Origin of the sequence: Kitasatospora indigofera, from assembly GCF_014655955.1 — a bacterium.
GTDB lineage: Bacteria > Actinomycetota > Actinomycetes > Streptomycetales > Streptomycetaceae > Kitasatospora > Kitasatospora indigofera.
In genome coordinates this window covers 1-21,247 of sequence record NZ_BNBO01000041.1, presented here as the reverse complement: position 1 = coordinate 21,247, position 21,247 = coordinate 1, and the positions used below count along the sequence as shown (strand labels likewise).

Annotated in this window: 18 protein-coding genes; 4 read left to right on the top strand and 14 right to left on the bottom strand. The window is 73.6% G+C overall.

Annotated features, from left to right (window positions below; translation table 11 throughout):
• Nucleotides 1–226: 226 nt before the first annotated feature.
• The gene (locus tag IE329_RS27905; RefSeq protein ID WP_190213763.1) at nucleotides 227–601 is read right to left on the bottom strand and encodes a winged helix-turn-helix transcriptional regulator; all 375 of its coding nucleotides are present in this window, start codon (nucleotides 599–601) and stop codon (nucleotides 227–229) included.
• Nucleotides 602–740: 139 nt separating this feature from the next.
• Here IE329_RS27905 and IE329_RS27900 point away from each other — a divergent pair, with 139 nt between their 5' ends.
• Entirely contained in the window at nucleotides 741–1,310 is a 570-nt protein-coding gene (locus tag IE329_RS27900) for a carboxymuconolactone decarboxylase family protein (RefSeq protein ID WP_190213762.1), read from the top strand.
• 126 nt (nucleotides 1,311–1,436) lie between these two features.
• Here IE329_RS27900 and IE329_RS27895 read toward each other — a convergent pair whose 3' ends face one another.
• The 11 genes from IE329_RS27895 to IE329_RS27845 form a co-directional block, all read right to left on the bottom strand.
• Entirely contained in the window at nucleotides 1,437–2,654 is a 1,218-nt protein-coding gene (locus IE329_RS27895; RefSeq protein ID WP_229927812.1) for an aminotransferase class V-fold PLP-dependent enzyme, read from the bottom strand.
• Between the two features lie 324 nt (nucleotides 2,655–2,978).
• Nucleotides 2,979–3,956: an ROK family protein gene (locus IE329_RS27890; protein ID WP_190213761.1), complete on the bottom strand. Its 978-nt coding sequence runs from the start codon at nucleotides 3,954–3,956 to the stop codon at nucleotides 2,979–2,981.
• A gap of 271 nt (nucleotides 3,957–4,227) precedes the next feature.
• Entirely contained in the window at nucleotides 4,228–5,130 is a 903-nt protein-coding gene (locus IE329_RS27885) for a carbohydrate ABC transporter permease (RefSeq protein ID WP_190213760.1), read from the bottom strand.
• Nucleotides 5,127–6,008, bottom strand: a complete 882-nt coding sequence (locus tag IE329_RS27880; protein WP_229927826.1) for a carbohydrate ABC transporter permease — start codon at nucleotides 6,006–6,008, stop codon at nucleotides 5,127–5,129. The genes IE329_RS27885 and IE329_RS27880 overlap by 4 nt, the downstream gene beginning before the upstream one ends.
• 189 nt (nucleotides 6,009–6,197) lie before the next feature.
• The gene (locus IE329_RS27875) at nucleotides 6,198–7,466 is read right to left on the bottom strand and encodes an extracellular solute-binding protein (protein WP_190213758.1); all 1,269 of its coding nucleotides are present in this window, start codon (nucleotides 7,464–7,466) and stop codon (nucleotides 6,198–6,200) included.
• A gap of 226 nt (nucleotides 7,467–7,692) precedes the next feature.
• Nucleotides 7,693–8,556 carry a class II fructose-bisphosphate aldolase gene (locus tag IE329_RS27870; RefSeq protein WP_190213757.1) on the bottom strand — a complete coding sequence of 288 codons (864 nt, stop codon included), beginning with the start codon at nucleotides 8,554–8,556 and terminating at the stop codon, nucleotides 7,693–7,695.
• Between the two features lie 30 nt (nucleotides 8,557–8,586).
• Nucleotides 8,587–9,504: a 1-phosphofructokinase family hexose kinase gene (locus tag IE329_RS27865; protein WP_190213756.1), complete on the bottom strand. Its 918-nt coding sequence runs from the start codon at nucleotides 9,502–9,504 to the stop codon at nucleotides 8,587–8,589.
• Between the two features lie 136 nt (nucleotides 9,505–9,640).
• The gene (locus IE329_RS27860) at nucleotides 9,641–10,525 is read right to left on the bottom strand and encodes an SIS domain-containing protein (protein ID WP_190213755.1); all 885 of its coding nucleotides are present in this window, start codon (nucleotides 10,523–10,525) and stop codon (nucleotides 9,641–9,643) included.
• Nucleotides 10,526–10,798: 273 nt separating this feature from the next.
• Nucleotides 10,799–13,345 (bottom strand): phosphocholine-specific phospholipase C, encoded by a 2,547-nt coding sequence (locus tag IE329_RS27855; RefSeq protein WP_190213754.1) that lies wholly within the window; start codon nucleotides 13,343–13,345, stop codon nucleotides 10,799–10,801.
• A gap of 176 nt (nucleotides 13,346–13,521) precedes the next feature.
• The gene (locus tag IE329_RS27850) at nucleotides 13,522–15,327 is read right to left on the bottom strand and encodes a ricin-type beta-trefoil lectin domain protein (protein ID WP_190213753.1); all 1,806 of its coding nucleotides are present in this window, start codon (nucleotides 15,325–15,327) and stop codon (nucleotides 13,522–13,524) included.
• A 366-nt stretch (nucleotides 15,328–15,693) separates the two neighbouring features.
• Complete coding sequence (locus IE329_RS27845) at nucleotides 15,694–16,797, bottom strand: ROK family protein (protein WP_229927811.1); 1,104 nt, start codon at nucleotides 16,795–16,797, stop codon at nucleotides 15,694–15,696.
• A 126-nt stretch (nucleotides 16,798–16,923) separates the two neighbouring features.
• Between IE329_RS27845 and IE329_RS27840 the strand changes: the two genes are divergently transcribed.
• A complete protein-coding gene (locus IE329_RS27840) occupies nucleotides 16,924–17,709 on the top strand; it encodes a DeoR/GlpR family DNA-binding transcription regulator (protein ID WP_190213752.1) in 786 nt (261 codons plus the stop codon).
• Between the two features lie 133 nt (nucleotides 17,710–17,842).
• On the opposite strand, the gene IE329_RS27835 is transcribed toward IE329_RS27840, so the two are convergent.
• Complete coding sequence (locus tag IE329_RS27835) at nucleotides 17,843–18,496, bottom strand: TetR/AcrR family transcriptional regulator (protein ID WP_190213751.1); 654 nt, start codon at nucleotides 18,494–18,496, stop codon at nucleotides 17,843–17,845.
• Between the two features lie 144 nt (nucleotides 18,497–18,640).
• Here IE329_RS27835 and IE329_RS27830 point away from each other — a divergent pair, with 144 nt between their 5' ends.
• Nucleotides 18,641–19,267: an SRPBCC family protein gene (locus IE329_RS27830; RefSeq protein WP_190213750.1), complete on the top strand. Its 627-nt coding sequence runs from the start codon at nucleotides 18,641–18,643 to the stop codon at nucleotides 19,265–19,267.
• A 79-nt stretch (nucleotides 19,268–19,346) separates the two neighbouring features.
• Here the strand turns inward: IE329_RS27830 and IE329_RS27825 are convergent, their stop codons facing one another.
• A complete protein-coding gene (locus IE329_RS27825) occupies nucleotides 19,347–19,955 on the bottom strand; it encodes a TetR/AcrR family transcriptional regulator (RefSeq protein WP_190213749.1) in 609 nt (202 codons plus the stop codon).
• A 68-nt stretch (nucleotides 19,956–20,023) separates the two neighbouring features.
• Between IE329_RS27825 and IE329_RS27820 the strand changes: the two genes are divergently transcribed.
• Nucleotides 20,024–21,196 carry an FAD-dependent monooxygenase gene (locus IE329_RS27820; RefSeq protein WP_190213748.1) on the top strand — a complete coding sequence of 391 codons (1,173 nt, stop codon included), beginning with the start codon at nucleotides 20,024–20,026 and terminating at the stop codon, nucleotides 21,194–21,196.
• Nucleotides 21,197–21,247: the final 51 nt, after the last annotated feature.

Genomic DNA, 21,247 nt, shown 5'->3' with positions numbered 1-21,247 from the left:
TCCGTCGTGGTGCGTTCGCTCCGTCGCGGGCGGGTGCGCCCGCGTCGTCGGAGTGCCGGACCGGCACCCGCGCGCCCCAGTCTGGCAAGCCGGGGGCCACGCCGGTTCTCCTGTCGTGCTCCCTGGCACCGGCCGCCGGGCCCGGCCCCGGGGGTACGGGCCGACGGACCGGGCCGGAGGTCAGGATCGCGCTTCGGGGCCGGGCCCGCACCGGCCCGACGCTGCCTCAGTCCCCTTGGCCGGCCGGTGGCGGGTGGCCGCCGGCCTGCCCTGCGAGGGTGTCGGCCCAGTTCTCGGCCCAGCGGGCGAGCGGGCCGAGGGCGTGGTGGGCGTCCTCGCCGAGGGCGGTGAGGCTGTAGCTGCTGTCGTCCTGTTGCGTGACGAGTCCGGCCTCGGTGAGTTCGACGAGGCGTTGCCGCAGGACGCTGGAGGACATGCCGTCGCAGCGCTGCTGCAGGGGGCGGAAGCCGGTCGGGCCCTGGTGCAGTTCCCAGACGATGCGCAGGCTCCAGCGACGTCCGAACAGGTCGAGCGCCGCCATGATCGGGCGGCCGGTGGTGGAACCGCGGACCGGGCGCCCCGGTGCGGGCGTGGCCGTCATGTCGTCCGGCACCTCCTCTGGTGCTTCGTTTTCCGAAACGTTAGCATCGGCCCGTGCTTCGGAAACAGAAGCAGAGGGGCGGTGCTGCCGGTGCGGTCCACCGGTCCGGCCGCCGCGATCGACGAAACGGAGCGAGGACATGGCCGCGCGCATCTCTCCCGCACCCGAGCCCTATCCGGACTTCGCCCGGGAGCGGCTCGCACGCCTCTCGCCGGGAGGCGAGCCGCTCGTCCTCTTCAGGACCCTGGCCACGGACCAACGGCTCTTCGAGCGGTTCTTCGGCGGCGGCCTGCTGGACCGTGGGCACCTCACCCTCAGGCAACGCGAGATCGTCATCGACCGCGTCACCGCCCGCTGCGGCAGCGAGTACGAGTGGGGGGTCCACGTCAGCACCTTCGCGGAGCGGGCCGGACTGACCCGCGAGCAGGTCGCCTCGACCTGCGGCGGCGGCCCGGAGGACGACTGCTGGACCGAGGAGGAGGGCCTGCTCCTGCGGCTGTGCGACCGGATCGACGCCGGGGGCGGACTGGACGACGGGGACTGGAACGACTGCCTGAGGTTCTTCACGCCCCACGCCGTCCTGGAGATCCTGATGCTCTGCGGCTTCTACCGCACGGTTTCCTACCTCACCAACGGCCTGGGCCTTCCGCTGGAGACGTGGGCCGCCCGGTTCTCGCAGTACGGCGGGGCGCACGACGGCGCACGGTGACCCGCGTCCGTTCGTCCGTCCGTCGCAGGCCCGGCGGGGGCGAGCGGTCGCCCCCGCCGGGGCGTGGCAGGAAGGAGTCTGGTGGCGTCGGCCCCTGCGCTCGCGTTCAGCGGCCTCCGGCCGGCCTCACCGGCGCTGGCCGGCTTCGCGCGCCCAGGCGCCGAGCGCCGGCACGCAGCGCTCGGCGAAGTCCTCGAAGTCGGCGGCCGTGTTGTAGACGTGGGTGGAGATCCGGAAGTAGCCGACGCCGTCGAAACTGGTGAAGGCTGCCTCGGTGCCCAGCTCCGCCGCGACCCGGTCGCGCAGGGCGTCGGCATCGGCACGGGTGGCCGCCAGGCCGTCGGGGAGCCGGACCAGCCGCAGGGCGTTCACCGGCATGCCGACGTCGACGGCGGCGCTCTCGCCGGTCAGCCCGGCGAAGGCCTCGCCGACGATCCGCTCGGCGTAGTCGGCCAGTTCGTGCAGGTAGCCGCGGGCCGCCTGCCAGCCCCAGGTCCGCTCGACGAAGCCCAGGGCGGCCGGCGCCGCCAGGTAGCTGGTGGCGTCGATGGTGCCCTGGGTGTCGAACCGCTCGGGGAAGGGCGCCTCGGCCGCCCAGGAGTCGATCAACGGGTAGAGCTGGTCGCGGAGCCCGCTGCGCACCACCAGCGCCGAGGCGCCGCGCGGGGCGCAGCCGAACTTGTGCAGGTTGCCGACCCAGGCGTCGAACTCCAGCCCGGCCAGCGGGTCCTCGGCCAGGCCCGGTACGTGCGCCCCGTCGATCAGCAGCGGGATGCCCAGCTCCCGGGCCGCCGCGCCGACCTCTGCCACCGGCATCCAGCGGGCGGTCGCCGAGGTGATGTGGTCGAGGACGATCAGGGCCGTCCGGTCGGTGATCCCGGCCAGCACCGCCGCGCAGGCCTGCTCGGCCGTGGCGTGGAGCGGCACCCTCGCCGTCCGGACGCTGCCGCCCCAGCGGCGGGCCAGCCGCTCGGCGCCCATGGTGACGGCGCCGTAGCCGTGGTCGGTGACCAGCACCTCGCCGCCGGGCCGGGCCGGGAGGCTGCCGTAGACGACACTGGCCCCGCCACTGGCGTTGGGCACGAGGGCGAGGTCGCGCTCCTGGACCCGCAGGAACCCGGCGATCTCGGCCCGGGCGGCCGCGACACGCCGCGGCAGGGCCGGGAACCACACCACCGGCGCCCGGTCCATCTCGGCGCGCAGCCGCTGCTGCTCCTGCTGCGCCGCCTGCGGCACGGCGCCGAAGGACCCGTGGTTGAGGTGTCGCAGGGCCGGGTCCAAGGTCCAGGCGTGGGCGGCGGGGCGGCCGTCCGGCAGCAGCAGGGGGAGCGGTGCGGAACTCAAGGTCGTCTCCGTTCGGAGGCCGTCGGGCAGCGGGGCAGCGGGGCAGCGGGGCAGCGGCCGGCAGGTGCCGGTGATCTGCCGGGAACGGGATCCATCCTGCCGTCCGACGGCCGCCGCCCCCACGGCGGGCTCCGGTTCGGCCCGCCGGGCCCGTCCGTCCGGCCCGACCGGCCCGACCGCGCGGCCCGTCAGACTGCCCGGCTGACAGACCACCCGGTCGTCCACCCGGCCCGTCCGGTCGTCGCGGTGCGGCCCGCGCGGTCGGGCGAGGGACGTCCGCGGGTTCAGGCCCGGGCGCCGGCCCCGGTGACCGGGCCGGCCCGGTCACCGGGGGATGCTTCGTCCGACGGGCAGGCAGGGCGCCTCCCTCATCACGTCCGCCGCGTCCCAGGCGTGCAGTCCGGCACCGAGGCAGCCCGCGCGGTCGCCCAGCGCCGCCGCGACCAGGCGGGGCCGCCGCTGGAAGGTCAGCTTCGCGTCCAGCCGCGCCCGCAGCGGGTCCAGCAGCAGGCCGCCGGACTCCGCGAGGCCCCCGCCGAGGACGACGACCTCGGGCGCGAGCAGGGTGACGGTGGCGGCGAGCGCGGTGGCGAGACCTTCGACGGCGCGGGCCCAGACGGCCCGGGCGTCCTGGTCGCCCCCGGTCAGCCGCGTCGCGACCTCGTCGGCCCCGGTGACGGGCTGCCCGGACAACGCCGTGTAGGCCATGGCGATCCCGGCCGCCGACGCGACGGTCTCCAGGCAGCCGGCGCCGCCGCACGGGCAGAGCCGGCCGTCGGGCTCGACGACGAGATGGCCGAGCTCGCCCGCATAGCCGCCGGCCGCCAGCAGGCGGCCCTCGGTGACCAGGGCGGCCGAGATGCCGGTGCCGATCGCGACGAACAGCGCGTCCCGGGCGCCGCGGGCGGCGCCCAGCCGGACTTCGGCCAGCGCGCCCGCCCGTACGTCGTGGCCGAGCGTGACCGGCAGCCCGGTGCGCTCCTCGATGACCCGGGCGAGCGGCAGGTCGCGCCAGCCGATGTTGGCGGAGTAGACCGCGAGGGACCGCTCGGCGTCGACGATGCCGGGCACCACCACACCGGCGCGGCGGACGGCGAGACCGCGCTCCGCGGCCTGCCGGGCGAGGGAGCACAGGGCCGCCACGATGGCGTCGACGACGGCCTCGGGTCCGTGCGCACGGGGGGTGGGCCGCCGTTCGGTCACCAGGAGGCCGGACCCGCGGTCGAGCAGGGCGCCCTTCATGCCGGTGCCGCCGACGTCCAGGGCGATCACGCACTCGCCGGGCGGCGGGCCGTCAGTCATTGCGTCCCTCCGCGGCGGTGGAGCGTTGGAGCGCTGGAGCGGCGGGGCCGGTGCGGGTGGGCCGGCCTGCCGGGCGGTGTCGGCCCCGGGCCGGCCGGGGCTGCGGCCGGGGCCTGCCGGGCGGCGCGCTCGGCGCTCGTCCGATCCGGTGGTGTGTCGGACATGGGCGGCTTTCTGGTCGGTGGTGGGTGACGGCGGCTGCCGGCTCCGGGGCCTCCTTGCCCTCGGCCGGCAGCCGCCCGGACGCGGCCGGTGGTGGCCGGCCGCCGGGCTACTTGACCGATCCGGCGGTGAGTCCGGAGACGACCTGGCGCTCGATCAGGGCGAAGAGCACCACGACCGGGACGATCGCGACGACGGACCCGGCGAAGAGGTAGTTCCACTGGACGGTGTAGTTGCCGATGAAGCCGTTGATGCCGACGGTGAGCGGCTGGGACTCCGGGACGGTCGACAGGGTCAGGCCCATCACGAACTCGTTCCAGGCCGCGATGAAGGTGAAGATCACGGCGGTGACCACGCCGGGCAGGGCGAGCGGCAGGGTGACCCGGATCAGGGCCTGGAACCGGCTCAGCCCGTCGATCATCGCGGCCTCCTCCAGCGCGACGGGGATGGAGGAGATGTAGGCGGTGAGGATCCAGATCGCGAACGCCAGGTTGAACGCCGCGTTGCAGATCATCAGCGTCCAGACCGAGTTGAGCATGCCCAGCTGGTAGAACTCGCGGTAGAGGCCGACCAGCAGCGAGGTCGGCTGGAACATCTGGGTGACCAGGACGAGCAGCAGGAACAGCTTGCGGCCGCGGAAGCTGATCCGGGCCGTGTAGTAGGCGGCCGGCAGGGCGACCAGCAGGACCAGCACGGTGGAGCCGGCGGCGACCAGCAGGGTGACCCGCAGGTTGCCGCCGAGGGTCGACTCGCGCCAGACGTCCACGAAGTTGGACCAGGCGAAGTGCTCGGGCAGGTAGGTGCTGTCGCGCAGTTCGTCGGCCGGGCGCAGGGCCGTGATCACCATCTGGAGGTACGGCAGCAGGAAGACGGCGGCCAGCAGCCAGGCCACCGACGCGATGACCAGCGTGCGCGGGCGCAGCCGTCGGCCGGGCCGGGGAGCGGCGGCCGGGGCGGCGGTGCGGGGGCGGCCCGGGCCGGTGCGGGGCCGGTCGAGGGTCTGCGGGCTCATCGGTTGTCCTCCTCGTTCCAGCGGCTGACCTTGAGGAAGAGCAGCACCATGATGACGACCAGCGCGAAGTTGACCACCGACATGGCCGCGCTCTCACCGATGTCGGTGTCCTTCAGCTGGTACATGAACACGGTGGTGGTGGCGGTGTCGCTGCTCGGGCCGCCCCGGGTCATGCCCCAGATGACGGGGAAGGAGTTGAAGACGTTGATCAGGTTGATCACCACGCCGACGAGGAAGGCGGGGCGCAGCAGCGGCAGGGTGATCAGCCGGTAGGTGCGCCAGGTGCCCGCACCGTCGACGTCGGCGGCCTCGTAGAGCTCGGCGGGCACGGTCTGCAGACCGGCGAGCAGGGTGTACGTGGTGAACGGCAGCGAGACGAAGATCGCGACGAACATCATCCACGGCCAGGCGGTGGACGGGTCGCCCAGCCAGTCGCGGGGGCTGTCGATGATCCCGAGGTCGACCATGGCGGTGTTGAGGACGCCGGCGGTCTGGTTGAGCATCCACTTGAAGCTGATGGCGGTCATCAGCACCGACGCCGCCCAGGGGGCGATCAGCGCCCAGCGGGTGAGCCGCCGTCCGGGGAACTCCTGGTTGAACAGCTGGGCCAGGGCCAGCGAGAGGATCATCGTGACGCCGACCACGACGAGGGTCCAGACCACGGTGACGGTCAGGACGTGGACGAGGTCGGTCTCGCCGAGGAGCTTGCGGTACTTGTCCAGGCCGGCCGGGCCGCGGACGAAGCCGCTGGGGCTGATCCGCTGGAACGAGGTGTGGATCATCTCGTAGACCGGCCAGACCACGACGGCGAGGATCAGCAGGACGGCCGGGCCTATCCAGGGCAGCGGTCCGAGACGTTCGAAGCCTGGGCGGCGCACGGTCTTCGGGCTCGGGCCGGGCCGGTCGGGCCGGTCGGTCTCGGAGCGGGAAAGGGTGAGGGACACCGGTGGTGCCTTCCGTACGTGTACGGCGGTGGTGCCGCACGGAGCGGGATGGTGCCGGCGCGGGGCGGCGGAGGGAGGTCGGGGTGCTCCGCCGTCCCGCGGTCCGGGGGGCCTGCGGGGCGGCTACCTGTCGGCGGCCGCGGCCTCGGCCTTCTTCTGCAGGTCGCCGAGCACCCTGGCCGGGTCGTCCTTGACGGCGGTGCCGATGCTCTTCTTGATCTCGGCCGAGACGTTGTCCCAACTGGTCTTGCCGAGCGGGTAGAAGGAGGCCTGCGGGAGCAGCGCGAAGAAGGGCTCCAGGTCCTTGTGCCGGCCGCTGGAGGTCATCTCCTTCAGGGTGTCCTGGGTGACCGGCATCAGGTTGTAGAGCTCGTCGAACTTCAGCGTGTTCTCCTTGCGGTACGCGAAGTCGAGGAACCGCTTGATCTGCTCCTTGTGGCCGTTCTTCTTGAAGGCCATGGTCCAGTCCGCGACGCCGAGGGTGGACTTGAGCGCGCCGTCCTTGCCCGGGATGGCGGCGACGCCGTAGTCGACCTTGCCGTCCTTGGCCATCTGGATCAGCGAGGGGTGGCCGTTGAGCATCGCGGCCTTGCCTGCGGCGAAGTCGGCGAACGCGGTCTTGCGGTCGGTGGCGGCCGGGTTGGCGTAGGTGAGTCCGGTGTCGACGAGGCCGGACCTGAGCCACCTGAAGGTGTCGACGTTGGCCGGGCTGTCGAGGCTGTAGCCGCCGGAGGTGCCGGTGATGCCGCCGCCGTTGCCCAGCTCCCACATCACGCTCTCGCCCTGGGCCTCCTCGGGGCCGAGCGGCAGCGCGTAGGGGGTGATGCCGGGGACCTTGGCCTTGAGCAGTTCGGCGTCCTTCCTGACGTCCTCCCAGGTCTTGGGCGCCTCCGTGATGCCGGCCTGCGCGAACAGGGCCTTGTTGTAGAAGAACGCCCGGGCGGAGGAGACGAAGGGTATGCCGTACTGGACGCCGTCGACCTGGCCGGCCGTGGCGAAGGTGGAGATGAGGTTGGCCTGGGTGGCGACCGGGAGCACGTCGTCGACCTTGTAGAGGAGGTTGTCGGCGACCTTGTCGGCGTAGCCGCCGGTCTGCAGGACGTCCGGCTGGTTGCCGCTCTGGACCATCGTCCTGACCTGCTTGTCGATGTCGTTCCAGTTGACGACCTGGACATCGATCCTGATCTTCGGGTTGGCGGCCTGGAACCGCGTCGCGAGGTCGTCCCAGTAGGCCTTGGAGCTGTTGCCGGCCTTGTCGCCGTAGTCGGCGGCGACCAGCTTGAGGGTGACCGTGCCGTCCGCGGACGTGCCGCCGCCGGTGCTGCCGCAGGCGGTGAGCGCCAGCACGCCGGTCGTGCAGGCCGCCACCAGGGCGAGGACGCGGTTCTTCATGGGATGACCTCCTCGGGCCCCGGGGGGTGCCGGGCGCCGGACGGGTGTGCTGGGCCACGGAACGACACGTCCGGGCGCTGGGGGAGGACCGTCGCCGGCCTGCGCGGCCGGCGGAGACTTCGCCGATGATGCTGCGCGAATGTGCGCAAATCTAGCAGGTTTCAATCATCATTTGGCGTCTGGTCCACCCCCGATGTTCATCGCGGGTTCGCTCCGGCCGGGCGGGTCACCGGGCCGGCACGGCGGCGACCGTGCCGAGGAGCTGGACGACGGCCTCGGTGACGGCCCGCCGGCCCGCGGCCAGGTACCGGCGCGGGTCCACCCCCTCGGGGTCGGCGTCCAGATGGGCGCGGATCGCACCGGTCATCGCGATGCTGAGGGCCGTCCCGATGTTGACCTTGCTGATGCCGCCCAGGACGGCCCGCCGCAGTTCGTCGTCCGGGACGCCGGAGGAGCCGTGCAGGACCATCGGGACCTGGAGGCGGTCGTGGAGCGCGGCGAGCAGGGCGTGGTCGAGCACGGCGTCGCGCGAGGTCATCGCGTGCGAGCTGCCGACCGCCACGGCGAGCGCGTCCGCGCCGGTCTCCTCGACGAACCGCCGGGCCTCGCCCGGCTCGGTGCGGGCCCCCGGGGCGTGGGCGTCCAGCGGGCCCCTGCCGTCCTTGCCGCCCACCTCGCCGAGTTCGGCCTCCAGCCAGAGGCCGTTGGCGTGGGCCCAGTCGGCCGCGCGCCGGGTCGCGGCCACGTTCTCCCGGTAGGGCAGGTGCGCGGCGTCGAACATCACGGAGCTGAAACCGCAGTCGGCGGCCTCCCGCAGCAGTGCTTCGTCCTTGACGTGGTCCAGGTGCAGGGCGACCGGCACCGCACTGGCGTGCGCGGCGCTCACCGCGGCGGCGGCGATCGGGTGCAGACGGCCGGTACGGAACTTCACGGCGTTCTCGCTCACCTGGAGGACGACCGGCGCGCCGACCGCCTCGGCGGCGGCGACGACGGCCTCGATGTGCTCCAGGGTGATGACGTTGAAGGCGGCGACGGCGCCGCGGTGGGCAGCGGCCTCGGCGACGAGTCCGCCCGTGGTGGTCAGCGGCATGAGGGCTCTTCTCTCGGTGCGGCCGGCGGGTCAGGCCGGGAGGATCTGGACCTGGGTGAGGTAGCGCTCGTAGGCGCGGCGGTCGAACATCCCCGCGTAGGGGGCGTGGACGGTGGCGGCCGACAGCGCGACCGCGTGGTTCAGCGCCTGGGGCAGCGGCGTCCGGTCGGCGAGGCCCATGGCCAGAGCGGCGACCGCCGCGTCGCCGGCCCCGGTGGGGTTCCCGCGGATGGCGGCCGCCGGCGACAGGAAGGCCCGCCAGGTGCCGGCCGGCGTGACGGCCAGCAACCCGTCCGGTCCGAGCGAGGCGACCACGGTCCGGGCACCGGCCTTCGCCAGCTCCCTGGCCGCGGCCGGCGGGTCGTCGATGCCGGTGGCGTCCCGGAGTTCGGCGGCGTTCGGTTTGATGACGGCCGGACCGGACCCGAGCGCCTCGGTGAGCGCCGGACCGGCCGCGTCCAGCACCACCGGGACGCCCTGCGCGCGGGCCAGGCGCACCAGTTCGCCGTAGGCCTCCGGCCGGACGCCCCGGGGCAGGCTGCCGGACAGCACCAGCGCCTGCGCGGTCGGCAGCAGGCTCCGCACCCCGGCGACCAGGGCGCCCCACTCCGGGCCGGACAGCTCCGGGCCGGGTTCGTTGAGCATCGTCGCGTCGTCCCGGTCGACGGCGGCGACCGTGCGCCGGGTCACCCCGCCGGCCAGCGGGATCGTCAGGCTGCTCAGGCCGGCCCGGTCGAGGTCGGCCTTGACCGCCGCGCCCGACGCCCCGCCGAGCGGCAGCACGGCCGCCGTCCGACGGCCGAGGGCCTGCAACACCCGGGCCACGTTGGCGCCCTTGCCGCCGGCCTGCTCGTGGACGGTGTCCACCCGGTGGCTGGCGTGCGGCCGCAGTTCCGCGAGGGTGTAGGTGATGTCGAGAGCCGGGTTGGGTGTGACGGTGACGATCACGGTTGAGGTCTTCCTTCCGGCGCGTGCCCGGCGGCGGCGATGCCGGCGTTGGTGTCTCCGGCGGCCGCGGTCCCGGCGGCCGTGGTCCCGGCGTTGGCGGGCCCGGCGCGGCGGGCCCCGGCCGGCGTGGGCGGGGTCATGCGTCGGCGAGGATCACCGAGCGGGTCAGGGCGCGCGGCCGGTCCGGGTCCAGGCCCTTCGCGGCGGCGATCGCCACGGCGAGCCGGTGGACGCGGACCAGTTCGGCCAGCGGGTCGAGCGCGCCGGCCACCCAGCGGGCGCCGGTCGCCTCCACCTGCTGCGCCAGGCCGGCCGGCGCCTCGCCGAACATCCAGGTCGCGGTGGTGGGCGCCGCGATGCTGATCGGACCGTGCCGGTACTCCATCGCCGGGTACGCCTCGGTCCAGGCCAGGGCGGCCTCACGCATCTTCAGGCCCGCCTCGGCCGCCAGGCCGACCGTCCAGCCGCGCCCGAGGAAGGTGAACTGGGTGCATTCGGCCAGGCCGGCCGGCAGCGGCTCGGCCAGCGCGCGGCGGCCGTCCTCCTCCACCGCCTCGCTGTGCAGGCCCAGGTGCGCCCGCAGCAGGGTCAGGGCGCTGGTGGCGAACCGGGTCTGGACGACCGACTGCTCGTCGGCGAAGTCCAGCACGACGACGTCGTCGGCGAGCGACATCACCGGGGTGTCCGGGTCGGCGGTGACGGCGAGCGTCCGGACCTTCCCGCGCAGCGCCCCGACCAGCTCCAGGACCTCGGTCGTGGTGCCCGACCGGGTCAGCGCGATCACCCGGTCGTACTCGCGCGTCCCGGGGAACTCCGAGGCCGCGAACGCGTCGGTCACGCCCTGCCCGGCGGCCTCGCGCAGCGTCGCGTAGGCCTGCCCCATGTAGAGGGACGTCCCGCAGCCGATGATCGCGACCCGTTCGCCGGCCCGGGGCAGGACGTCCTGCCGGTTCGTCGCCAGGTCGGCCGCGCGGCGCCAGCACTCCGGCTGGCTGGCGATCTCGGTCTCCACGTACGTCATGACTGGCCTCCGTGATGATCATTTGATTGAAGCTGATCTCCAATGCGGCTATTCAATCATTTCTGCGCATCGATGGACAGTGTTGGTGCGCGGTTTCTGGCATCACCACCGGGGCGGGGCGGGGCGGCGGTCCGCGGTCGGGAGCCCGACGGCCCACCGCCGGCCGCCGCGGTGCGACCCGGACACGGGAACGTCCGGCAGCCGTGCGGGCTGCCGGACGTCGCGGGGTCGTCCCGGCTGCCGGGGCCTTCGTGGCCCCGGCAGCCGGGCGGGTCACCAGCCGAGCGGGGTGAGTTCGGCGGCGGAGGTCCACTGGCCGCGGTTGCCCGCCTCGGTGAGGACGCGCAGCCGCAGGTAGCGAGCGGTGGTGGGCGAGCAGCGGATGCTCTTGGGCGCGGAGGTGTCGGCGAGGGTGCCGGTGGCGACGGGGGCGCCCCACCCGGTGCCGTCGGTGCTGAGGGAGAGTTCGTAGCGGCCGATCCGGCCGTTCGTCCCGCCGTCCTGACGGGGGAGGTAGGCCAGGCCGGTGACGGTGCGGTCGGCCCCGAGGTCCAGCTGGATCTCGTGCGGGAGCGGGTCGACGGCGCCGGACCACCGGGTGTGCCAGAGGGTGCCCGGCCTGCCGTCGACGGCGTTGACGGCGGCGCCGTTCTCGCCGGTGATCTCCTGGCTGTCGAAGTACTTCACGGTGGCGGCCAGCGGGCTCGATCCCATCACCGGGTCGCTGGTGCTCTCGGCGCCGTTCTCCAGGTGCCCGGCGAAGCGCCGCAGGAAGCCGTCGCGGGTGTCGGCGGTGGCGGTCAGGTCGTACCAGCCGTTCAGGCCGCCGGCGGTGGAGAAGTAGTCCTCGGTACCGGCGCCGGCGGCGAGCGGGTAGGTCCAGGGGCCGCCGCTGCGGTTGTTGCCGCGGACGGTGACGGTGCAGGCGGCGCTGCCGCTGTTGGTCATCCTCAGCCACACCAGGCCGTTGGCGGGGTCGTGGCGCAGGGTGACCTCGGGGTTGGCGTTCCCGGCGGTGGTGGCGGTGACCCGGTTGCCGGTGAAGCGGCGGACGAAGCCGTTGGGGCCGACGGCGCTCAGGTCGTAGGCGCCCGTGGGCGTTCCCGCCGTCCAGGTGTCGCCGACGGACCTGCCCGGGCCGACGGTGTAGCGCCAGGGTCCGTCGGTGCGGAAGGCATTGGCGTAGACGTAGAAGTGGGCGCCGGCGGCGCCGTCGGCGGTGAAGGTGATGCCCAGCGAGGTGGCGGTGACCTGGGCGGAGACGGTGAGGTCGTAGGGCAGTGGCCGGGCGGTGCGGGTCCCGGCCTCCTGGACGGGCATCACCTGGGTGCCGGGCGGTGCGGGGTTGGTGCCGAACGGGCCGCTGGTGGGGACGGGGGCGGGCAGCGGAGGATAGGCGGGAGTGCCGGCCGTGGTGTCCAGGGCGGCGGTGAGGTCCCCGCAGACCGCGCGGCGCCAGGGGGAGATGTTCGGCTCGGCGATGCCCGTCCACTTCTCCAGGAACTGCAGGACGGAGGTGTGGTCGAACACCTGGGAGCAGACCTTGCCGCCCCGGCTCCAGGGTGAGACGACGAGCAGCGGCACCCGCTGGCCCAGGCCGATCGTCTCGCCCCCGTAGAGGTCCTCGCCGACCGGCGCCGTGGAGAGGCCGTCGGCGGCGGTCACCGGCGGCGCCGGCGGCGGGATGTGGTCGAAGAAGCCGTCGTTCTCGTCGTAGTTCAGCAGGAACACCGTCCGGTTCCAGACCTCGGTGTTGGAGGCGAGGGCGTCGAGCAGCTGCTTGACCAGGTCGGCCCCGGTGTTGGGACCGTAGTCCGGGTGCTCGCACTGGGCCTCGGGGGCGACGATCCAGGAGACCGCCGGCAGCCGCCCGGCGGCGACGTCGGCACGGAACGCGGCGGCCAGCTGCCCCGGCCGCAACCGGGCCAGCCCCCGGTCGTAGAGGCTGCGTTCGGCGGCGGTGAGGGTGGCCAGTCCCTGGTCGAGCTGGGCGAGCAGCTGGGTCTGCCGGGCGCCGGCGGCCGCCTGGAGCGCGTAGTAGAAGTACTCCAGCTTCGGGAACGCCTTGCCGCTGTCGTCCCTGGCGAAGGCCAGGGCCTTCTTGCCCACGTTCAGGAAGGAGGTGAAGTAGTCGAGGCTGTTGTCGCCGTAGTTGTCCCACTCCTGGTAGGTCTTCCAGCTGCGGCCGGCACTCTCCAGGCGCTCCGCGTAGCTGGTCCAGGTGTACCCCGTGTGGCCCGGGTTCTGCCAGGCCGCGTTGCCGACCGCGCGCTGGGTGGTGCTGCCGGGCTCGTAGCCGAGCTTGCCGGACCACAGGTAGAGCCGGTTGGGATTGGTGGGCCCCAACTCCGAGCAGTGGTAGGCGTCGCAGATGGTGAACGCGTCGGCGAGCGCGTGGTAGAACGGCAGCGCGGCCCGGTCGAAGTGGACCATCGTCCGGACGCTCTTCTGCGGGACCCACTGGTCGTAGCGCCCCTTGTTCCAGGCCGCGTGCCCGCTGCCCCAGTCGTGGGCGGTGCCGGCGAGGAACTGGTCGCCGATCCGGTAGGGCAGGACGTACCCGGCGCCGTTCGGCTGCCGGAAGACCGGGGAGCCGTCGGGCAGGGTGATCGCGGTCGGGTCGTTGAACCCGCGTACCCCGCGCAGGGTTCCGTAGTAGTGGTCGAACGACCGGTTCTCCTGCATGAGGACGACCACGTGCTCGATCGCCCCGAGCCCGCCGGCGGGCGCTTCGAGGGCCAGTGCGTTGCGCAGGTTCGGCGGGAGCACGGCGAACCCGGATGCCAGGGCGCCTGCTCGGAGCAGGTTTCGACGCTTCATGGGGGACTCCTTGGGACGAGGGAGGTACTGCTCGGCGGCTCGGCCGGGGTGGGGGTGGCAGTGCCGCTCCGGGCCCCCGCCGTGGGGGGCGGAGGCCCGGAGCGCGGCTCGTCGGGGCGTTGGTGCTACGCGGAGGGGAAGGGCGCCAGGGGGCGGGTGACGGCGCCGGACACGGCCTAGGCGGCGGGCGGGGTGTCGAAGGGGGCGCTCCAGGTCTGGTTGGGCTGGTGCGTCCCGCAGGCGTAGGTGTTGACCGTGGAGTTGGTGTTGGCGAAGTCCGAGCCGTTGACGTCGATGCAGACGCCGTTGGCCTGGCGGAGCTGGCCGGAGCGGTTGTAGGTCCACTTCTGCTTGCTGTCACCGGTGTTGCAGGTGGCGAGGGACAGGCCGGTGGACGCTCCGGAGAGGCACAGGGAGCTGTTCTGGAGGGAGGAGATCAGGCCGTTGCCCTGGCGCTGCCACTGCTGGTTGCCGTTGCCGGTGCAGGTGTAGAGGGCGACCTTGGCACCGGCCGTCGCGCCGCCGTAGGCGTCCAGGCACAGGCCGGAGGCCTGGAAGGCGCTCTGCGGGGCCTGGATCTGGCCGACCGGGACGGCGCCGCCGCAACTGCCGGGGTCGATGGTGTACATGGCCGTGTCGTGACCGGCGACGGTGGTGGTGATCGACGAGGTCACCGGCTGGTCGGTGTGGCTCCACAGGTCGCGGGCGGTGCGGGTGCACCCGGTGTTGCCGAAGCCGACGCGGGCCAGGTCGAGGGTGTAACCGGTCGCTGCGGTGTTCTTGTTGAGGACGGCCACGGCGCGGCGGCCGCCCGCGAGCGGCTTGACGACGACGTCGACCCCGGCGGTGGCGGAGGCGTTGTCGCGGGAGGCGAGGTAGCCGCCGGCGCCGAGGGGGTCCTGGTCCACGGCGATGATGTCGCTGTTCTTGAGGATGTTCAGCTGCGGCGCGTAGGTGACCGGGTCGGCGGCCATCCTGCGGACGTCGGAGCTGATCATGAGCGGGGAGCCCATCGCCGACCAGAGGGCGAACTGGCTGCGCTGTTCGGCGAGCGTGAGCTGGTTGTTGTCGCCGATGAGCAGCATGTCCGCGTCGTTGTGGTTGCCGGGGCCGTTGTAACGGGCCAGGGCCACGGTGTCGTTGAGGTTCTGGTAGACGCCGCCCTCGTAGTAGTCGCCGCCGTGCGGCCAGTTCCAGGCGGAGGCGCCGTCGCCGTGCCAGACCGCGATGTCGGGGCTGACCCGCCACATCTGGCCGAGGGTGCGCACCCAGTCCATCGAGTTGTACTTCTCCGCGCTGGTCGGACCGTAGCCGGCCGGCGCGGACTCGTTGAAGAGGATCTTGCGGTCGGTGCCGGCCGTCGCGGTCTTCAGGGCGTCGGCCATGGTGGTGAAGATCTGCCGGCGGTTGCTGATGTCGGTGCCGCAGTTGTCCACCTTGAGGGAGTCGATGCCCCAGTAGGCCAGCGAGTTGGCGTCCGCCTGCTCATGGCCCTTGACGCCGCCGGGCACGCCCTGACAGGTGTTCACGCCGGAGGTGCTGTAGAGGCCGGCCTCCATGCCCTGGCTGTGCACGTAGCCGGCGTAGTCGGTGAGTTCCCAGTCGAAGCCGGGCTGGCTGCTGCTGCCCCAGGTGGCCGCGCCGTGCAGGTAGCCGGCGCCGGTGCGCTGCATCCAGCAGTCGTCGACGGTGAGGTTGGTGTAGCCGGCCGCGACGAGGCCGGTGTCCTTCATGGCCTTGGCCTGGTCCTGCATGAACTGCTGGAAGGAGTAGCTGGTGCGGGTGCCGTCGAGGCGGGCCTGGGCGGCGCAGGTGAAGCGGGCCCAGTTGTTGAACCCCATCATCGGCTTCGCGCCGATCGGGGTGCTGGTGTTCGCGGCCACGGTGTCCGCGCTCGCGGTGGGGGAGGTGGCCGCGGCGAGTCCGGTGGTGGCCAGGGCGGCGGCGGACGCGAGTCCGACCAGCCGGCGGTGCAGTCTCATGAGAGCTCCGTGCACGTGGGGGAGTGAGGGTGCGCCTTGGTGATTGAAAGTGCTTGATTCGGCCATCGCCAAAGCAGAATTGCGCACACCGTGGCAGCTTGATGTAGGGAAGTCAAGAGTGGTGAGCGCCTGGACCGCGAACCGTGACTCACAGCCGCTGGTGGGCAGTTGCCGGAGCCGCTCCCGGCCCGCGCGCGCCCGCGCCGGGCGCGCGCGGGCCGGCGCGCAGATCTGGACGCGGGTCGTACGAGGGCGGAGCCCGCGCCGGGCGCGCGCGGGGCCGGCGGGCCGTCAGGGGCGGCGGTCCCGGCCGGACCCGAACGGCCCGCGGCGGGGCCCCGGCCCCGCCCGGAGCGGACGGGCGGGTCAGCGGCCTCCCCAGGCCGGCCGGAACCGGCCCGCGGCGACGGGCGTCCGCTGCCGCAGGCGCCGCGGAGGGGCCGCCCGGACGGCCCGGTACAGCTCCTGGGCCAGCAGCGCCGCGCCCAGGACACCGGACTGCCGGCCCAGACCGGAGGGGACGACGCGCGGTGCCTTCCGGAAGGCCGGCCGCTTCGACAACTCGGCCTGGAGCGCGTCGAAGTAGGCCCGCCCGGCCAGGGCCAGGGCGCCTCCGACGACGATCCGATCCGGGGCGGCGGGGCCGAACGTGGAGTGCAGAGCATCGGCGAGGGCCTCGACCGCCTCGCGCCAGACGCCGGCCGCGACCGGGTCGCCGGCCGCCGCCCTGCGCTGCACCTGTTTGGCCGTCACGTTCTGCTCGCCGGAGGCGAGCCGGTAGCGGCGGGCGATCGCCGCGGCTGATGCGACGGTCTCCAGGCAGCCGGCCGCTCCGCAGGGGCAGGGGTCGCCGCCGGGGCGGATCACCAGGTGGCCCAACTCGCCCGCCGGGCCGCCGTCCCCGGCCGACGGCCGGCCGTCCAGCACCATCGAGGCGGCGATGCCGCTGCCGACCGGGACGAACAGGAAGGACCGGCGGGCGCGGCCCGCACCGAGCCTGGCCTCGGCCAGGCCGCCCGTCCGGGCGTAGTGGCCGAAGGCCACCGGGATCTCCAACTCCTCGGCCAGCCAGCGGCGGACGGGGACCCGGCGCCAGCCCAGGTGCGCGGCGAAGACGGACGTCCCGGTCGCCTCGCCGACCAGGCCGGGGACCGCGATCCCGGCCGCCGAGGGCGACCAGCGGCGGGAGAGCTCGCCGGCGTAGTCGAGGACGGTCTCCAGGACCGCGTCGGGGCCGCGGTCCGTCCGGGTCGGCCGGCCCCCGCTGTGCAGCAGGGACCCGTCGGCCGCCATCGCGACCGCCGTGATCCGCGTGCCGCCCACCTCCAGGGCGATCACCACCGGGGGGCCGGCCGCCCGGTCGGCCCCCCGGCCTTCGGCTGTGCGGTCCGGCGGGCTCGTGGAGTCCGGCCGGCGGGCGATCTCCTCGGCGACGTGCGGCAAGAGGTCCTCCTGAAGCGTGGTATCCACGCTCGTTTGATCGAAGCTGAGCTATATATAGCTTCTTCGCTCAAAAGTCTGCAACGGTGCTGGCGGTTTCGTCATGGTGCCCGCGATACCCTTCAGCTGCCGGTACGAGACGTAGAAGGAGTGGTCATGGGGACGCACGAGAGGTGGACGCGTCTGCTGGAGATCCTGGGCGACCGGGGGCGGATCGAGGTCGGCGAGGCCGTCGAGCTGCTGAACGTCTCCGCGGCGACCGTGCGTCGTGACATGGACGAACTCGCGAGCCAGCAGCTGCTGGTCCGTACCCGCGGCGGTGCGGTGCTGAGCGGCGTCGCCTACGATCTGCCGCTGCGCTACAAGACCGCGCGCCGTGCGGACGAGAAGCTCCGGATCGCCAAGGCCGCGGCCGCGCTGATCCCGCCCGGGGCGGTGGTCGGCCTGAACGGCGGTACCACCACGTCGGAGGTCGCCCGCGAGCTCGCGACCCGCGCCGACCTCGCCGAGCACAACAACGGGACGGCCCTGACCGTCGTCACCAACGCCATCAACATCGCCAACGAGCTGGCCGTCCGCCCGTACGTCAAGACGGTGGTCACCGGGGGAGTGGCCCGCCCGAACTCCTACGAACTCACCGGCCCGCTGGCCACCATGGTGCTGCAGGGGCTCTCGTTGGACTACGCGATCCTGGGCGTCAACGCGGTGGACCCGAAGAACGGCGCCGCCACCCACGACGAGGGCGAGGCCAGTGCCAACCGGGCGATGGCCGAGCGGGCGGACAAGGTGATCATCGTCGCCGACGCCACGAAGATCGGCCGGCGTGCCTTCGCCCAGGTGTGCGCCGTCCACGAGTTCGCGGTGCTGATCACGGACAAGGAAGCCCCGGAGGACGTCATCGAGCAGTTGGTCGCCCAGGGCGCGGAGGTGCACTGCGTCTGACCCGGTCCCGGGGCCGCGCCGGTGGCGGGGCGCCCGCTGGCGGGCCCTGAGTGCCGGGTCGGCCCGGGTCCTCCACGCCGGGACGGCCGGGCTCTTCGGGCGCGCGTCCCGGCCTGGTCCCGCCCCGGTGCTGTCAGCGCGGCAGTGCGAGCAGGTCGTCGAGTTCCGCGGCGAAGAGCAGGGCCGGGTCGAAGCCCATCCCGGTGAAGTGGCCCGCGAGTTCGAGGGACAGCACGCCGTGCAGGCGGGTCCAGAAGGCCAGGAACCGGCGGAGTGCCGCGGGCGGGGCGGGGTGGTCGCCGGCCCAGTCCCGGTGGTCGGCGAGGTGCGCGTCGAACGGTGTCGGGGGGCCGGCCGGCGCGAGGGCCGCGCACGCGTCGACCAGGATGGTCATGATCTCGGCGGACACGGCGGTGGTGTCCTCGGGCGCGTGGTAGTTGGGCACGGGCGTGCCGTAGACGAGGAAGTACCGCTGAGGGTCGGCCAGCGCCCAGTCGCGCAGGGCGTGTGCCAGTCCGGCCAGGTCGGCGCCCGCGGCGGCGGCCGCCCGCAGGGTGTCGGCGAGGCTCCGGTAGGCCTCCCGGACGAGTTCGGTGATCAGGTCGTCGCGGCTGGCGAAGTAGCGGTAGAGCGCCGGGCCGCTCATGCCCATCTGCTTGGCGATCGCGTTGAGGGAGAGCGCGGACGCCCCCGCCGTCGCGACCTGCTTCCAGGCCTGTTCCACGATCTCGGCGCGCACCTGGCTCCGGTAGCGCTCGCGCGGGGTGGTCGCGTCCTTCGTCACCACAGCCTGCTTTCCCCGGCCGCCCGGTCGTCAGCTACATGTTCATGAGTTAGTTAGAACTTATCACGATCCCCGTTGACCTCTCGCCCCGGGTTGCGTTACAACGTCTAACGAAAGAGAAACTATCTATCTGCCCAGGGGGCCTCCATGTCCAGCAGCCGCGTCGCCCTGTTCGCCGTCCCGCTCGCCGCCGGCCTCCTCTGCGCCACGGTCGCGCCCGCCACCGCCGTCGCACCCCACGAGGCCCGCCCCGGCGCGTCCCTGACCTGCCGGGGGCAGGGGGTCGACCCCGACGCCCTCGTCCGCCACCGGGCCGAGACCGTGATCCACGCGCCGCTGCGCACCGTCTGGCGGCTGCAGGCCGACGTGGAGGGCTGGCCGTCCTGGCAGGCCCCGGTCCGGAGCGCGGAGCGCCTCGACGGCGGCCCGCTCCGCGCGGGCTCGGCGTTCCGGTGGACGACGCCGGTGCCGCCCAACCCCACAACTCCCGCCACCGGCCTGCGGATCACTTCGACCGTCGAGCAGCTCCGGCAGGGCTCCTGCATCCGCTGGACCGGCCCGGCGGACGGCGAGGGGCTGCACATCGACGGCGTCCACGTGTGGAACTTCACCGAGGTCGAGGGTGGCGTCCGGGTGAGCACGGAGGAGACCCACACCGGCCCCCAGGTCGACGCCCACGTACCGATGGCGACCGAACTCCTCCGGCGGGGGCTCGACGCATGGCTGCGTGACCTCAAGACCGCCGCCGAGGCCCTCACCGGCGAACCGTGCTGACGAACGGCCGTGCCGGCACGTGCGCCGGGCCGTCCCGCCCGGCCCGCTGGCGTGGTTCGGCGTTTGACGGTCGGCGCCGTCAGCCGGCGGCGCCGTGGGAGGGGCGTGGGTCGAGTCCGTCCAGCAGGACGGTGAGGTAGGCGTCGACCAGGCCGGGCGAGGACGGTTCGGCGCGGGCGACGGCCAGCGCGGTGGTGCCGATGAGGGTCGTGGCCAGTGCGGGGTCGAGGTCGGCGCGGACCCGTCCGTCGCGGCGGGCGCCGTCGAGCATCTCCTCGACGGCGCCGACCAGGCCGGCGCGCAGTGCGGTGGTGGCGGGCAGGTCGAGGCCGGTGAGCTGGTCGTTGATGGCGTGGTGCGCGGCCTGAAAGGTGATCAGCTCGCGCAGGAAGGTGCGCAGGGCCCGGTAGGGCGCGGTCGTGGCGAGCAGCTCGCGGGCGCGCCGGACGACGGGTTCGAGCAGCCGGGCGACGGCGGCGTCCAGCAGGGCGTCCTTGCCGCCGAAGGCGCGTACGACGGTGGCGGCGCCGAGCCCGGCGCGCCTGGCGATGGCCTCGACGGTGAGGGTCGCGCCCGGTTCGGCCAGCAGCGCCATGGCGGCGTCCAGGGCGAGGTCCCGGTTGCGCACGGCATCGGCGCGGCGTCTCGGCGCGGGGGTGGGGCTCGGCTGCTCCGGAGGCGTTGACAACTGAAATGACCCTTCCACATAATTATCTGGAACGTGCGTTTCACTTGAGTCTAGCGGGCGGAGCCTCCATGAACGAGCGGATCCTGATCTCCGGGGCCGGCATCGCCGGACTCACCCTGGCCCACTGGCTGGCCCGGCACGGCATGCGGCCCACCGTCGTCGAGCGCGCCGCCGGACTGCGCAGCGGCGGCAACGGGGTGGACGTGCGCGACGACGCGGTCACGGTGGTGGAGCGGATGGGCCTGATGGACCGCGTCCGTGAACGGGCCGCCGACGTGCACGGCATCAAGTTCGTCGACGCCGCCGACCGGCCCGTGGCCCGGATCGATCTCCGCGACGACGCCTCGGTCGAGGTCATGCGGGGCGACCTGCTCGCGCTGCTGCGTGAGGCGGCCGGTGACGCGGAGTTCCTGTTCGGCGAATCGGTCCGGGCCCTGGAGCAGGACGACCACGGGGTGACGGTCGCCTTCGAGCACTCGCCCGCCCGCCGCTTCGACCTGGTGATCGGCGCGGACGGCATGCACTCGAACCTGCGACGGCTCGCCTTCGGTCCCGAGGAGCGGTTCCTCCGGCACAAGGACCACTACTTCGCCTTCGCCGACGCCGACGCCGGGCCGGGGGAGGACCGCTGGGTGACCATGTTCAACACGCCGGGCCGGATGGCCGGGATCTACCGGTCGGGCAACCACCCCCAGGCCAAGGCGTACTTCATCTTCCGCTCCGGGCGGCTGGACTACGACCGCGGCGACGTCGCCGCGCAGAAGCGGCTGGTCGCCGAGGCGTTCGCCGGCCAGGCGTGGCGGCCCACCGCGGGTCTGCTGGAACGGGCCCTGGCCGACCCCGAGTTCTACTTCGACGCCCTCGGCCAGGTGCGGATGGACAGCTGGTCCGCCGGCCGCGTCGCCCTGGCCGGCGACGCGGCCTGGTGCGCCTCCCCGGCCTCGGGCGCCGGGGCCGAACTCGCCCTGGTCGGCGCGTACCGGCTGGCCGGCGAGCTGGCCGCGGCAGGAGGCGACCACCGGGCGGCCTTCGCCCGCTACGAGGCCGCCCACCGGCCGCTGGTCGACCGCAAGCAGCAGATCGGCCCGAACGTACGCCTCATGGTGCCCAGGACCGAGGGCGGCCGGCGCCTGCGCGACGCACTGGCCAGGCTGCCGCTGCTGAAGGCCGCCGGGGCGATCGAGCGCCGCCTGCGGGCCCGCACCGCCGAACCCCTGCCCGACTACCGCTGCGCCGCCTGAGCTTGTCGTTTTACCTCCGGTGATCATTTCCAGAGTGTTCGAGCTGGTCAC

Excerpts from the sequence above, each read along its gene's own strand:
- IE329_RS27855 (WP_190213754.1), bottom strand. The coding sequence starts at position 13,345 with ATGAAGCGTCGAAACCTGCTCCGAGCAGGCGCCCTGGCATCCGGGTTC.
- IE329_RS27850 (WP_190213753.1), bottom strand. The coding sequence starts at position 15,327 with ATGAGACTGCACCGCCGGCTGGTCGGACTCGCGTCCGCCGCCGCCCTG.
- IE329_RS27870 (WP_190213757.1), bottom strand. The coding sequence starts at position 8,556 with ATGCCGCTGACCACCACGGGCGGACTCGTCGCCGAGGCCGCTGCCCAC.
- IE329_RS27875 (WP_190213758.1), bottom strand. The coding sequence starts at position 7,466 with ATGAAGAACCGCGTCCTCGCCCTGGTGGCGGCCTGCACGACCGGCGTG.
- IE329_RS27890 (WP_190213761.1), bottom strand. The coding sequence starts at position 3,956 with ATGACTGACGGCCCGCCGCCCGGCGAGTGCGTGATCGCCCTGGACGTC.
- IE329_RS27820 (WP_190213748.1), top strand. The coding sequence starts at position 20,024 with ATGAACGAGCGGATCCTGATCTCCGGGGCCGGCATCGCCGGACTCACC.
- IE329_RS27840 (WP_190213752.1), top strand. The coding sequence starts at position 16,924 with ATGGGGACGCACGAGAGGTGGACGCGTCTGCTGGAGATCCTGGGCGAC.
- IE329_RS27830 (WP_190213750.1), top strand. The coding sequence starts at position 18,641 with ATGTCCAGCAGCCGCGTCGCCCTGTTCGCCGTCCCGCTCGCCGCCGGC.
- IE329_RS27860 (WP_190213755.1), bottom strand. The coding sequence starts at position 10,525 with ATGACGTACGTGGAGACCGAGATCGCCAGCCAGCCGGAGTGCTGGCGC.
- IE329_RS27885 (WP_190213760.1), bottom strand. The coding sequence starts at position 5,130 with ATGAGCCCGCAGACCCTCGACCGGCCCCGCACCGGCCCGGGCCGCCCC.
- IE329_RS27905 (WP_190213763.1), bottom strand. The coding sequence starts at position 601 with ATGACGGCCACGCCCGCACCGGGGCGCCCGGTCCGCGGTTCCACCACC.
- IE329_RS27900 (WP_190213762.1), top strand. The coding sequence starts at position 741 with ATGGCCGCGCGCATCTCTCCCGCACCCGAGCCCTATCCGGACTTCGCC.